Annotated in this window: 13 protein-coding genes; 3 read left to right on the forward strand and 10 right to left on the reverse strand. The window is 51.3% G+C overall.

All coding sequences use genetic code 11. The annotated features are described in order from the left end of the window. Window positions 1-66: 66 nt before the first annotated feature. A complete protein-coding gene (locus tag C3F13_10800) occupies window positions 67-801 on the reverse strand; it encodes a hypothetical protein (protein PWB52790.1) in 735 nt (244 codons plus the stop codon). 116 nt (window positions 802-917) lie between these two features. On the opposite strand from C3F13_10800, the gene C3F13_10805 reads away from it, so the two are divergent. The 3 genes from C3F13_10805 to C3F13_10815 are packed head-to-tail and all read left to right on the forward strand — an operon-like array spanning window position 918 to window position 3,333. Further along, window positions 918-1,253 (forward strand): hypothetical protein, encoded by a 336-nt coding sequence (locus tag C3F13_10805; GenBank protein PWB52791.1) that lies wholly within the window; start codon window positions 918-920, stop codon window positions 1,251-1,253. 26 nt (window positions 1,254-1,279) lie between these two features. After that, window positions 1,280-2,596, forward strand: coding sequence for a hypothetical protein (locus C3F13_10810; protein ID PWB52792.1), 1,317 nt, complete (start codon window positions 1,280-1,282; stop codon window positions 2,594-2,596). A gap of 8 nt (window positions 2,597-2,604) precedes the next feature. Then, window positions 2,605-3,333, forward strand: a complete 729-nt coding sequence (locus tag C3F13_10815; GenBank protein PWB52793.1) for a hypothetical protein — start codon at window positions 2,605-2,607, stop codon at window positions 3,331-3,333. Here the strand turns inward: C3F13_10815 and C3F13_10820 are convergent. From C3F13_10820 to C3F13_10860, 9 genes are all read right to left on the reverse strand, one after another. Beyond that, window positions 3,319-4,560 (reverse strand): MFS transporter, encoded by a 1,242-nt coding sequence (locus C3F13_10820; protein ID PWB52794.1) that lies wholly within the window; start codon window positions 4,558-4,560, stop codon window positions 3,319-3,321. The two genes, C3F13_10815 and C3F13_10820, sit on opposite strands and share 15 nt — an antisense overlap. 164 nt (window positions 4,561-4,724) lie before the next feature. Then, window positions 4,725-5,720: a hypothetical protein gene (locus C3F13_10825; GenBank protein PWB52795.1), complete on the reverse strand. Its 996-nt coding sequence runs from the start codon at window positions 5,718-5,720 to the stop codon at window positions 4,725-4,727. A 17-nt stretch (window positions 5,721-5,737) separates the two neighbouring features. Next, the gene (locus tag C3F13_10830) at window positions 5,738-6,070 is read right to left on the reverse strand and encodes a hypothetical protein (GenBank protein PWB52796.1); all 333 of its coding nucleotides are present in this window, start codon (window positions 6,068-6,070) and stop codon (window positions 5,738-5,740) included. 364 nt (window positions 6,071-6,434) lie between these two features. After that, entirely contained in the window at window positions 6,435-6,683 is a 249-nt protein-coding gene (locus C3F13_10835; protein ID PWB52797.1) for a hypothetical protein, read from the reverse strand. Between the two features lie 380 nt (window positions 6,684-7,063). Next, a complete protein-coding gene (locus C3F13_10840; protein ID PWB52834.1) occupies window positions 7,064-7,714 on the reverse strand; it encodes a DNA-binding response regulator in 651 nt (216 codons plus the stop codon). 21 nt (window positions 7,715-7,735) lie between these two features. Next, on the reverse strand, window positions 7,736-9,223 hold the full coding sequence (locus tag C3F13_10845) for a hypothetical protein (GenBank protein ID PWB52798.1): 1,488 nt from the start codon (window positions 9,221-9,223) through the stop codon (window positions 7,736-7,738). Between the two features lie 282 nt (window positions 9,224-9,505). After that, complete coding sequence (lysS, locus tag C3F13_10850; GenBank protein PWB52799.1) at window positions 9,506-11,038, reverse strand: lysine--tRNA ligase; 1,533 nt, start codon at window positions 11,036-11,038, stop codon at window positions 9,506-9,508. 83 nt (window positions 11,039-11,121) lie between these two features. After that, window positions 11,122-11,583, reverse strand: coding sequence for a transcription elongation factor GreA (locus C3F13_10855; GenBank protein PWB52800.1), 462 nt, complete (start codon window positions 11,581-11,583; stop codon window positions 11,122-11,124). A 256-nt stretch (window positions 11,584-11,839) separates the two neighbouring features. After that, window positions 11,840-12,868 (reverse strand): hypothetical protein, encoded by a 1,029-nt coding sequence (locus tag C3F13_10860; GenBank protein ID PWB52801.1) that lies wholly within the window; start codon window positions 12,866-12,868, stop codon window positions 11,840-11,842. Window positions 12,869-12,998: the final 130 nt, after the last annotated feature.

Raw genomic sequence — 12,998 nt, forward strand, 5'->3', positions numbered from 1 at the left:
GAAAGATCTAGTCTAATTGTGTAAATTTCACTGTGATCGCCTGCTGGCAAGCCTTTCCATCACTGGCTAAGCGCTAAAAGCTCTCGATTTGCGAATCACAGTGATGGCTTCCTCGGGCAGAACTGGTGGGGTGACACCCAATGCCCGGCAAGTGAGCAATTTTAATGCGGTGACCTCGATCACCTCCGTGATATCCGCTGCCGACCGTAGATTACAGGCTGCCACCACCAGCCCGTGATTCTGCATCAGTACTGCCGCTTCGTTACCCAGCGCTTCAGCCACTGCGTCTCCGAGTGCAGGGCTGCCCGGCATGATGAAAGGTACCACTGGGATGTCGCCCAGCATGGCTGCTTCGTAGGAGATGGGTAAGAATTTTGTCCCGCTAAGGGCCAGCAAGGTAGCCTGGGGAGCGTGGGTGTGTATCACCGCTTCCACGTCTGGCCTGCTCCGATAAATGGCACAGTGCACCCGGTGCTCACTGGATGGAATGTAACCCGTCTCCGCCTTGACTGTGCCTTCCAGGTCGATGTGCACCAGCATTTGTGCTTGCAAGTGGCCTTTAAATATGGCAGCTGGACTGATCCAGATTTCCTGGGGGTTTTCTTCATTGCGGGCACTGATATTGCCTCCCGTGGCTGTCAACAGACCCAGGTCGTATAACCGTCGGGAGATTTCTACAATCTGCAGGCGTATATCGCTTTGGGTTGCCGGGGTTGGGATCAACATGAGTACCCTCCAGCTTAATTGATGGATAGTTCCAGGCGTTGATATTAAGATTATAGTATGAATGCGTAAACACATAGCGGCCGCCTTATTCTGTTTTATGTTATAGTTTGACAGGCAGCGTTGAGGAGTTCGCCAGACTAGTATGAGGGGTTGGTTGAACCAATCAAGCTGCAAGAATATCGTGGAGGAAAATGAAGATGGCAGATGTCCAACCTTACCTGCAAAAGATCGTTGACCAGTTCAGTAAGCCCCAGGTGCAAACCAGCTTGAAGGGTTTCACGCGGGTGATCCTGTTTCGGTTCACAGATACGCGCGAAGACTGGTTGATTCACACTGTGGATGGGAAAGGGGCATCGCTGGAGAAGTCTACCGTTTCCAATCCAGATCTGGTTGTGACAACCACCACTGAGGTGTTAACCGGGGTGATGGATCGCCGGATCAATGCTATGGCCGCCTATATGGGGCGCAGGATCCAGGTTAAAGGCCCCATGGAAGACCTGATGAGGTTGCAGAAACTGCTGTTTTAACCTTAACTCAAGCGAGGCATTAGGGGATGGCAGTTATGAAGCGTGCGGTTGAGAAGAGGTCAGCGAGCTTCTTGCTGGGGATGAACACCCTGATCCTGGGGGCTAACCTGGTGTGGGTGTCGTACAACACGATCCTGCTGCCTACGCTGGTGGAAAAAGTGGCGAGTGGTAATAAAGCCCTGGTAGTAGGTTTGATTGGTTTTTTTGGCACCCTGCTTGCCCTGCTGGTCAGCATCCTGTGGGGCATTCTCAGCGACCATTCCACCAGCCGTTTTGGCAAGCGCAGCCCAGCCATCCTGACCGGAGCGCTGATCGCCCTACCGCTTATTATCTTGCCAACCCTGCTGCTGGCACCTTCTTTAACAAATACGCTCTTACCCTTTGCCCTGGTGATCATTATCGTCAGCTACTTCGGCATGCAGTTCTCCACCAATATGAGCAATGGTGCCTGGTGGCCGCTGCTGGTGGATGTTGTGCCCGAGAATCAACGTGGCTTGGCTTCGGGCATTGGGGGATTCTTAACCCTCCTGGGAGCAGCGGCAGGCATCCTGGTCGTCACCAGCTTGAACCAGAACGGGCAGACAGCCTGGGCCTTGTGGTTGATCGCCATCGTGTTTACCCTGACGGGGGTGATCAATGTGTGGGTTATCAGAGGTAGCGATCATCCCGCTGATAGCACTGAGCGCCTCAACATATGGAATGCCCTCGTGGATATTTTCAACGTGCGCAGGCGTGTGGTGGTGTTTTTCTGGCTGGTATTGGCCCTGTTGCTGGCCAATATGGGCATCAACAGCCTGCAATTTTATGCCCGCTATTTCTTCCAGGTATATTTTCCTCAGGTCAGCCCGGATGCAGCTTACCGGGCCATGGGTGGCATTAGCCTGATTGTCACCATGCTGGCTGCCTTACTCTCCGGCCTGCTTTCTGACAAAATCGGTCGGCGGGCAATGATCTTATGGGCCATGCTCACCTGTGCCTTGTGTACATTCTTGATGGGCTTTACCAGTAATTTTGCTGCCTTCCTGTTATTGGCTGGTTTACGGGCCGCTACCACGGGGCCCATCCTGGCCACTGCCCCGGCCCTAGCCAGCGATCTCTCGCCCAAAGACGAGGCTGGGCGCTATATGGCTTATAACAACCTCTCCACCGGCTTATCGGGTGGTATTTCCGCCCTGGTATTTGGTATCTTATTAGTCAATATGACCAGGACCACCTTCATGTACCTGTTTGTCATCTCAGCCGCCTTGTTTCTGGCGGGGGGGCTGGTCTTTTCGTCGTGCGTTTCTCAAAAGAAGCTGGATGAGCAGTTCAAGGCTGCAGAGGAGATCGGAGAGACGATATGAAAGAGTAGATCTTCGTGGCGCCGCATTTCGACGATATTGTGCTTTCGGCTGGGGGCCTGGTGTGGGAGCTGACCCAACGGGGAGATCGAGTGGAGATCTGGACTGTTTGTGCCGGCGCTCTGCCCGACGGCAAACCGTTGCCAGATTACGCCAGGATGTTGCACATCTTCTTCGAGCTGGAAGGGAAGGATGTGCCCTATGAACGCAGCCTAGAGGATGCCGCTTGCTGCCGGGTGTTGAGAGCTGCCTATCGGCGCTATACCGTGCCGGATTGTATTTACCGCTTCCACCCTGGCACCGATGACCCGCTAATCAAATTACCTGATGACATTGAAGCAGAGCCTGAGCCAGAGGAAACTTATATTATCCCAACGGTCACCGATTTTCTGCGTAAGAATTTACCCTCTGAATGCGAGCTGGTCATCCCGCTCAGCATTGGCCATCATCGCGACCATGTGATCGTGCGCAGGGCTGCCGAAGGATTAAGCATCCCCTTGTGGCACTATGTTGATTACCCGTATATCATCCGGGAGCAGGTTGATTTGGCGGAATGGATTCCGGTAGGCGCTGAGCAGTTCTCGTTGGCCGTTTCTCCCGAGGGGTTACAAGCCTGGCAGAATGGCATAGCTTGCCATCGCTCACAGATCGTGTTCTTCTGGCCAGACCTGGACGCGATGCGGCTCGGTATTGAAGAGTACGCTAAATCAGGTGGGGGTTTTACTCTACGGCGTTTTTAGAGTACCTGCTTCAACCACCTCGTGCCGTTGCGGATCCTTCATCTGGGTAATCACTCCCAGGATGACCAACAATAAGACCACAGATAGAACCAGTGATGGAGTAAATGTGCCATCTGCGCTCTTCATGGCTTCCATAAGATAGACATAAGCCACGGATACCTGCCCGAACCACTGTAATATGCCGGCAGACGTTCCTTCAGGGGCAGGGTAGGTGACCTCAGCCACATATTGCATCCCGATCGGCGCCACGCTGATCAGGAAGAATCCCAGGAAAAACGCCGATATCAGCAATAACCACATGCTTTGGGCGAAGGTGACTCCGATCAGGCCTGGAATAGCCAGGGCGACTCCCAGGAACATATACCGTTGGCGCTTATGCTGTTTATCCGAAATGGCCGGGATGACCACCGCACCCAGGATGCCGCCCAGGATCATAATCGCGCCCATCGTACCTGCGTCCGTGGGGGTAAATCCCCGTGGGCGGATGATGTTCTCAATCCAGGTGCTGATGCCGTTAAACAACCCCAAGCCGACGAAGTAGACGATCACGAACAGCCAAAATGGTACTGATCGCACGATCTGCTTCAAGCCGTCCAGCATCAGTGAGCGCACTTCCATTCCTGGCGGGCAAGGTGGGGTGGCTGGATGCTCACGCGAAAGGATGATGAAGAGCACTGCACTGACCGCTGCCACTGCGCCAAATATGACCTGTACGGTTGGGATCGGCATAGACTCGGTCAGGATGGGTGTGAGCGCCATGCCTACGGCGGTTCCCAGCAGGTTGGCCAACGTGACCAGCCCAACAGCCGTAGCGCGTTCATTTATAGAAAACCAGTTGGCAGGTACTTTGGTCCACGCATTCATCAAAAACGGCTGGCCAATTGCAATGCCGATCGTGCTTAGCAAGACCAGGGTATAGTTAGCCCCTACCAGCCCACGGATTAATCCAAACACACCGATAAAAACAGCTCCGATGCTAACTGCTAAGCGGAAGCCGTACCGATCGATCACCCACGAAACCGGTATGGAAAGCGAGATGACGTAAACGAGCATAAAGGTCATAGCCAGCAGGCCAATTTGAGTGTCGGTGACACCATAAAAGTCTGCAGCCGGCCCGGTGATGGGCGCATAAGTGATCCACAACATTTGCACAGCTAGGTTGACCAGCATGAATACCCCCAGCACCACCCAGCGGTAACCATAGACACGGTACGTTTGTTCATTCATGATGACATCTCCGCTATAGCATGCAGGATACGCTTGTGATTAAGAAAGATTTCCACGAATAAGCTATTGTATACCCGAGGTAGGAAAATTCCAACCGAATCTCATCCGACATGCTAACAACCGGAATGATTTCTCCCTGTCTTTCGATGGGTCAATGATGAACCTTACGCCAGATAGTCATTTTCTGCCTGGCGTAGATCGTTTAGATGTGCATTGAAATAACCGTCGTTCAGGAAATCGATGCCCCAGTCTGGAGAATTTTGGGTGTGCACACCCATGTGCCAGAGGTAGCGGGCACATACAAACAGGGGAATTGCTTCCTCATCCCATTCGTGGAGGTGACGTGTTTCCTGGTAGCTTTTCAAATAAGGCTGCCATCGGGCTGCCACTGCATCTTCCAGGCGGCAGCACCACAGGAAAACCGCCAGGTCATAAGCCCGGAAACCGTAACCCCCGCAGTCAAAGTCATAAAAGGTCAGGGTGCCGTCAGGGGTAAGGTTGGCATGGTAACCTTGCAGGTCACCGTGGCATGTGCCTTGCTCAAGTAGATCTGCCGGCATTGCCAGGATGCGCTGGCGCAGCAATCCGCTGAAGTGCAGCAGGTAGCTCCAGTCATCCGGTCGGTTCACCAGGAACGGCTGGATATTGCGTATTGGCTGATCGATGAAATGGTCAAGATCCAGGTGGAAGCGCAAGTGTGGGCTGGAAAAATCATCCAGGGCGTTGTGCATGTGTGCCACAGCCCGCCCATAACGCTGGGCCTTTTCGGCTGGCTCGTTATCATACGAAATCTCTCCACCAGGTGCTTCTGTAAAGAGCGCCAGGTAGCGCGTGCCTTCTGGGGCGGGTACTGCGTAGAAATAATGGCCATCCTTGTCAGGGATAGGTTGAATAGCCGGATAACCCTTTCTCTTCAGGTGATTGAGCACATCCAGCTCATAGCGAATATCCGCTAATGTTCGCCATTTTGAGCGATATGCCCGCAAGTAATAGGTGATGCCTTTGCTACTCAGGATGCGATAGGTGTGATTGAATCCACCAGAATAGAATTGGCAGTCTTTCACTACTCCTATTCCAAAGCAGGGCAGGACTTTTTTGACGAGTGCTTCAGGCGCCAGGATGGAGGCGATCGTTGGAAAAGTGTCTGTGGGTGGTTTCATAATATTACCTGTGTTGATTATCGGCACACATGGATGGATTCCAGCACCCACCCACGATCAAATTTTACAAGTTTGATATGCAGGTAGTGTGTGCGAGGGCCGTGGCCTCCCAGGTGCAACACACTTTCGTGGTCGGGAAAGGAGGTAATACGACCACCATCCAGGAATACGCTCTCCAACGTATCGGTTGCCTCGATCTCCCGCAGGGATGCAAAGATGCGTTCTTTCCAAAAACTACTGGTATCTTGGGAAAAGGCCGCATAAAGCGTGCGCGGGTCATCCTGTTCCAAGCAGGCACGCATAAACCCGATTGCTTGCTTTGGGTTTGTAAAAAGCGGTTGGGTCGGCATGTTCAGCTCTTCTCGCTGGCGATTATGAGTGTTAATGGATTTCGTCCTGTTCATACTCTGTTAAAGATTATCGCACATATTTATGAACCCGTTATTGCAGATACCGATGGCAAAAGCTGTCGGAAAGGAGCCTGCTGGCGAACCTGCTAATACCGATCCAACAGTGTTTTTTTGGTTTGTTCCGTTGATTGAGCACCAGGTGTTCTAATGAATCATTGAAGGTAAAGCATGTTTTGTGAGTAGATCGTAGCGCTGATAACACACCTCGGATTGCTCCTAGTATGGGCACCGTCAGGAGAAATAAAAAAAACCTCCTGCACATATTATTCATGCAGGAGGGGTTATTTTTATTGAAGTGGAAAGCTTAAGGGATAACTTGGCAATCATGACGTTCGCAGTAGTCCGAACCAGTGTAATAGTTATCTGGGACCGCAGTCGGTGGAACGGGTGGGTGCAGGAAGATGTTGTCAGACCCGGCCAATCTTTCTTCGGACGCAGATTCAACTGAGTTGGCTGCTGGTGCTGATTGGGCAGAAAAAACTAGCACCGCAAGCAAGACAACTACCAGTAATCCGGCTATAAGCATGATCCTCATCGCAATTTTCTTAGTCATTTTGACCTCCTTTCTTGTTGAATTAGGAAAACTATCTTGCAAATACTTTAGTGTGGTCTTGTTGTTTTTTTGCACGCTGCTCATAATTACTCTCTCTATTTGGAACTCCTTTCTCTGTGGTCTGGCTGAAAGATCCTTTCACTGTTTATTTATTCTGTTCATAGCATAGCGAAAAATGATCGCAAAGCCACGAGCCTTCGTGGGCGATTTTTTTATACTGAGGATGTATTTACAAAGATTCCCTGGGGTTAATTGGTTTGCCCAAAAGTAGCATTCACATTAACACATCGTCATACGCTCGAGTTAAACAGAGAGGGGTTGCCAGCCTCAGAAGTATTACCGGCAACCCCTCCAAAGTATTGTTGTATTCTATTAATCCGTCATTCCCGGCGGACGATTCCCTCTTGCCAGGCATACGCGGCAGCCTGTGTGCGGTCAGCCAAATGTAATTTACTCAGGATATTACTGACATGCCCCTTAACCGTGCCCATGCTGATCACAAGCTCATCAGCAATCCTTTCGTTTGAATAACCTTTAGCGATCAGCTTAAGCACTTCCATTTCACGCTCAGTTAGTGTAATGAAGGGAGTTGCTTCTTGCGGATCGAGATTACGGAATGTTTTGATCACCCGTGCAGCTATCCTGGGGTGTAGGGTGGCGTCTCCGCGCGCTGCCCGGCGGATGGCTTCTGCAAGTTCCGATGCCTTTACGTCTTTAAGCAGATATGATATTGCCCCTGCTTGAAGCGCAGGAAAAATATATTCGTCTTGATGAAAAGAAGTCAGGATTATGATCTGAGTGCGCGGGCTGATGTCCTTAACCTTTCGGGTAGCCTCAATCCCATCCATGCCGGGCATGACCAGGTCCATTAAAACCACGTCTGGGACAAGTTCTTGGGCCAGTTTTACAGCCTCTCCACCGGTCCCTGCCTGGGCAATAACAGTTATATCAGGTTGGGCTTCCAGGTAGCTGCTAGCCCCCTGGCGCACCATTTCATGGTCGTCTACGATCATCACAGTGATTACACTCATTGAATCCGCCATACCGCCTCCTTACCCCTGGTTAGGGAGAGTAACAACGATTTCGGTCCCCTGGTCTAGTCCACTCTTCACAGAAAAACTGCCACCTAAGACCTCGCTACGCTCTCGCATCGAGGAAAGACCCAGCCCACTATGTGGTGCATTAACATCAAACCCCTTGCCATTGTCCTGGATGATCATGGTCACCATATTTGATTCCATTTTCAGTAATAACTCTGCTCGGCTGGCGGAGCTATGCCGAACAATATTTGCCAGGGCTTCTTGCGTAATGCGGAACAGGGCCTCCCTGTTTTCTAAGGATATATTATCACTACCTTCAATATTAATGATCGCTTCAATATTACTTCTCTGAGACCAATCAAAGGTATATTCTCTCAGTATTTCCTGAAAATCCTGTTTGTCGAGCGCTTGTGGTCGTAATTCGTGGACTAAATTAGTGAGCTCCTTGCGGACTGCATCAACCAGAGCATCCGCTTCTTCGAGGTGTTTTTTCGCATCCTGTGGGTCACTTTCAAATAAGGTCAGAGCAGTTCCCAATTGAAACGAGGCCGCCAGTGCTTGCTGTTTGGCGCTGTCATGCAGGTCGCGCGCCAGGCGGTTGCGCTCTTCAGATACCGCCATTTCTTGGCGTCTGCGCATCAGCTCTTGCAATTGTTTAGCCATATTATTCAAGCGCAGGGCCAATTGAGTAATTTCATCCTCAGAGGTGTCAACAATAAAACTCGAGAAATCACCTTCACTCCAGCCATCGATGGTGGTGGACAACCGCTTAAATCGTTCAGATAACCCGCGCGCAAAAAAAGCACCGAAGAGCGTCCCCATGAGACCTATTCCAAAGAGAAAAACCAGCAAACTTTTTCCAGCAATATTTAAGATTTGTGATGGAACGATTTCCTGCGTGGGGAAGGCATCCACAAAAAGCACCCACACTCCTTCAACATGATTTTCCTTTGTGCCAGCGTAATTGATAATCGGGACTGCTAACACAAATCGATGGTTTGGCTCGTATACGGTAACCAGTTTTTCCGGATTGGTTTCTCCAGCTAATGCAGCTTTGTAAGGAGCCTCTAAATCGATATATTGGGTGGGATCGAATTGTTCTCCAACGGCTAAATCCGTGGAACCCATCCCATTCATTCCTAATATCGTTCCATCTGCTCCAATAATGAGAGAACGAAAAATGGCGATCGTGTTTACATTAAACTGTAACGCTCCGACCCGCAGAATCTCAAAACCAGTGATATTAGCACCAGTATCTTCGTATAATATACGCAATAACTTCGTGTCTACTGGAGACTGGGAGAGAATATGGCTGAGTAGAGGTATGGAATTTCTTTGTAAATGCCATATGATTCCCTCTGGAGTTAATCTATTGATAGGGATAAATATGCGGGGTAATATCAGTCCTCCAAGGATTACCAGGACCACCAGGAAGGCACTCATTGTCACAATTGTATAATTAAGGGTTAATTTCCAGCGTAATTTACGAAAGATATTCATGCATCTACCTCCTCCGGCTGATTATTCGCATGCTCTTTCATAGATTGCACCTCGCATCAGCTTCCTGGCAATTCTTTTCCGCAAGCCTGATGATTTTTAAAAATTTTGTCATTATATTAGCATAGCACAAATTGGGAACACAGAAACCCATCTGGAGGATGGTTTCTTGCCAGCCTATAGATTTGTTTCTTATTTAATTCTCCTGGTGCTAGACAGTTCATCATGGTCCCCCATAAAAAAACTGGCTGGGTGCTCCCAGCCAGTAATTACCTGTTGTTTCCTTTATTCCTCACGCGTCCGCCGCGGGGGGAACAGGATCACCTCGCGGATATTGGGGTTACCGGTGAGCAGCATCACCAGGCGGTCGACACCCATGCCGAATCCGCCGTTGGGTGGCATACCATAGCGCATGGCGCGCAGATAATCTTCATCCATGGGGTGGCGCTCTTCGTCCTCGGCCGCGTAATCGCGGCCCATTTCCAAAAAGCGTTTCTCCTGGTCAAGCGGGTCGTTCAGCTCAGTGAAAGCGTTGCACAGCTCGAAGCCTGCCACGTATCCCTCAAAACGTTCCACAGTCAGCGGATCGCCCGGTTTGCTCTTGGCCAGGGGCGAAATGTCGCGTGGGTAATCATATAAGAAGGTGGGTTGGATGAGCGTGGGTTCCAGGAAGTCTGACAGCAGCTGATCGATCAGCTTGCCGCGCGATTCACCAGGCTTGCTTTCAATACCCCGTTCCTTCATCGCTGCCTCCAGGCTGTGGGCAGTGGGGTATTGGGCGATGTCAATCCCCGAGCTGTTGATCAATCCTTGCCGTAATTCCAGGCGCGGCCATGGAATATCGAAGCTGATCTCGTGACCATCATAGGTGACTTTTCGGGTGCCCAGCACGCGGTCGCACACGTAGGCGATCATCTGCTCAGTCATCTCCATCACCTTCAGGTAATCGGCATAGGCACAGTAAAACTCCAGTTGAGTGAACTCAGGGTTGTGTTTGTACGACACACCCTCATTACGGAAATCGCGCCCGATCTCATACACGCGCTCGAGACCCCCCACCAGCAGGCGCTTGAGATACAGCTCAAACGAAATGCGCAGGTACAGGTCCTGGTGCAACTGGTTGTGGTGGGTGATGAACGGTTTGGCAGCAGCCCCCCCGTAGATGGGCTGTAAGATCGGCGTTTCAACTTCCAGGAAACCCTGCCCGTCCAGGTAACTGCGTAAGGCAGATACAATGGCTGTCCTGTTCTTGAAGATCTGGCGTACTTCCGGGTTAACCGCCAGGTCAGCATAGCGCTGGCGATAGCGCGTCTCAGGGTCTGCCAGTAGGGCATGGCGAACGATCTCTCCCTCCACCACTTCGTCCTTGGCAGCGGGCAACGGCGCGATGGCCTTGGCCAGCATCTGGAATGCTTCTACCCGTACTGAAACCTCTCCTGCTCGAGTGCGGAACACCTCACCAGTGGCCTGGACAAAATCACCCAGGTCAAACTGATGGTTGAACAGGTCAAGCTGTTCCTGACCGATATCATTGGCACGCAAGAACAACTGCAGCCTGCCTTCGCCATCCTCAATGTGCGCAAAGGTGATCTTTCCCATCGGGCGTATGGAGCGCAGTCGGCCAGCCACAGCCACCCGCACTGGCGCTCCCTGCTGCCCCTCAGCGGCTGCTACTTCAGCGGCTTCAAACTCACGGTAAGCTGCCTGGCTGGTGTGGGTACGCAGCGTGCGGGTAGGGTAGGGTTCGATCCCTATGAGGCGCAATTGCTCGATTTTTTCCAATCGGTTCTGTTCGAGGTTGGATAATTCGTTCGTCATAGCATTTCTCCACGCGATCTACATTATTAAGCAAAAACCCCGCGCAAGGAAACCAAGCGCGGGGCCGATTCTAAGCCCCTTGTTTACTCCACCTTCACCAGGCTTACGGCGAAAGAGCCACCGGGTGCATCTACGCGGACCACATCGCCGGGGTGATGATCCATCAGGGCTCGCCCGAGTGGCGACTCGTTGGAGATGCGCCCATCGCGCGGTGATGCTTCAGCTGGGCCCACAATGGTGTAAACTTCCTCAGGATTATCGCCTTCCTTTATCGTAACGGTCGAGCCAACCTGGACGTGATCTTCCTTGGCAGCTTCTTCGATCACATGCGCGTTCGCCAAAAGCATCTCCAGGTCCTGGATGCGTCCTTCTACGAAAGCCTGCTCGTTTTTCGCTGCTTCGTACTCAGCATCTTCAATTAGCTCTCCGCCTTCCATTGCCTCATGTAATCGTTCGGCAACTTCGTGGCGTTTTATCGTTCGCAAGTATTCCAGTTCTTCCTGTAGTTTCTGGAAGCCTTGCTTGGTCAAGAATGAGGGAGGCATCTTCCTAATCCTATCTATAAATATTAAAGAACCACTCCCCCAAAGCGATTCTTTACATTAAATTGGGACACCGGTGCTAAAACCTGAAATGCCCCTTATGAAAAGTATGCGGTATGTAGGGAAACGACTTTTCCCGTATACCGCGGCGTGATTTTAGCACAGATTCAATGGAATCGCAAGATGATTCGGGTCTCGCACGATCTTGTCAAGGGGCAGCTTGCTGTTTTGATAATTCTATTTCATCTGTTTATTCTGGTTAATCTTGCCATGGCCAATCGATGAGCTGCCACTTCCCTTGGCTGGCCGCCGGGTACCCTCCGAAGGTGTACCAGACTTGTTTCTCAGCAGGGCAGGCTACGTTTGCGTACACGGTCCACCAGTTTTCCCGGTGGGCTTCGATCCGTCCATCGGCCAGGCTGGCAATCAGGTCTTCAGGATAGCTGATTTCCCCTTGTCGATTGACTAATCTCTCAGTCATGCGGGCTAAAAGTTCTTCCCGCAGCTTAGAATTTTGGTAGCCTTCAGGCAAAGGCCGGTTGCAGAAGTGATTGGTTCCCACCAGCCAGCCTTGCGCCGGAGTGCGCTTAAATACCTGGCTGCAAGAGCATTCATAGATAGCATACTCATCGGTCTTGCCATCCACCGCGAACAGCATCATGCCTCCGTCTCGATCATTCAGCGCAAGGCTTTCTTCAACATCCATCAAGGTCTCGCAGGTTTCGAGCATGTCGGTCAACAATACGAAAGCCGGCATATGAGGTTTGCCAACTCGAGGCTTATCTTCGGCTAATAAAAAATTATAATGAAGCCACAGCCGCTCCTGGTTGATTCCGGTAGGGGTAACTACATCTCCTTCCATGCAAAAATTAATCGTGGGGATGCGTTCTGCCACCTCTTGGATGGTCAGATACCCCCACAGTTCAGGCACATTGATGTCATTGTTGCGACCAACCCAGGCATGCCCATCCAATGTACAGATGAACGCGCTGCACCGTAGATCCAGGAATTCATCCAGGTAGGCCCATTCCGCAATGGTCTGCAGCGGTAAGTGGGCGCCTTCTGCCAATCCATAGTATTCCTCCTGGAAGCGGGGCGGTAAGCCGGTCAGCCAGGTTAAAGCCCCCGTCTTAAGTTTTTCAATATTAGACATGCTAGGATTTTCCGGTCGTTTTTGCAGGTAGGTGTGGATATTTTGCTCCAGCCTGGCCCCTAGCGCCTGCCCCTTGGCAACCCCGATCTCATAGGCAGTACCCTTGAAATGACGTGTACGGGTGTCTGCGTTCATTCGTGGAGTTTCTTCCATAGGCGTACCTCTCCTTCCTGTAGCACGTGATAGGTTATTTCCTGCTTTATTTTTCCCATATCAACCTCAAAGGTGCTGCTCTGCGAGGCATGGGCGGCGATCGTGCAGCTCG

Source organism: Anaerolineales bacterium, from assembly GCA_003105035.1.
GTDB lineage: Bacteria > Chloroflexota > Anaerolineae > Anaerolineales > UBA4823 > FEB-25.

Excerpts from the sequence above, each read along its gene's own strand:
- C3F13_10830 (PWB52796.1), bottom strand. The coding sequence starts at position 6,070 with ATGCCGACCCAACCGCTTTTTACAAACCCAAAGCAAGCAATCGGGTTT.
- C3F13_10805 (PWB52791.1), top strand. The coding sequence starts at position 918 with ATGAAGATGGCAGATGTCCAACCTTACCTGCAAAAGATCGTTGACCAG.
- C3F13_10820 (PWB52794.1), bottom strand. The coding sequence starts at position 4,560 with ATGAATGAACAAACGTACCGTGTCTATGGTTACCGCTGGGTGGTGCTG.
- C3F13_10800 (PWB52790.1), bottom strand. The coding sequence starts at position 801 with ATGTGTTTACGCATTCATACTATAATCTTAATATCAACGCCTGGAACT.
- lysS (PWB52799.1), bottom strand. The coding sequence starts at position 11,038 with ATGACGAACGAATTATCCAACCTCGAACAGAACCGATTGGAAAAAATC.
- C3F13_10810 (PWB52792.1), top strand. The coding sequence starts at position 1,280 with ATGGCAGTTATGAAGCGTGCGGTTGAGAAGAGGTCAGCGAGCTTCTTG.
- C3F13_10855 (PWB52800.1), bottom strand. The coding sequence starts at position 11,583 with ATGCCTCCCTCATTCTTGACCAAGCAAGGCTTCCAGAAACTACAGGAA.
- C3F13_10840 (PWB52834.1), bottom strand. The coding sequence starts at position 7,714 with ATGAGTGTAATCACTGTGATGATCGTAGACGACCATGAAATGGTGCGC.
- C3F13_10845 (PWB52798.1), bottom strand. The coding sequence starts at position 9,223 with ATGAATATCTTTCGTAAATTACGCTGGAAATTAACCCTTAATTATACA.
- C3F13_10860 (PWB52801.1), bottom strand. The coding sequence starts at position 12,868 with ATGAACGCAGACACCCGTACACGTCATTTCAAGGGTACTGCCTATGAG.
- C3F13_10825 (PWB52795.1), bottom strand. The coding sequence starts at position 5,720 with ATGAAACCACCCACAGACACTTTTCCAACGATCGCCTCCATCCTGGCG.
- C3F13_10835 (PWB52797.1), bottom strand. The coding sequence starts at position 6,683 with ATGACTAAGAAAATTGCGATGAGGATCATGCTTATAGCCGGATTACTG.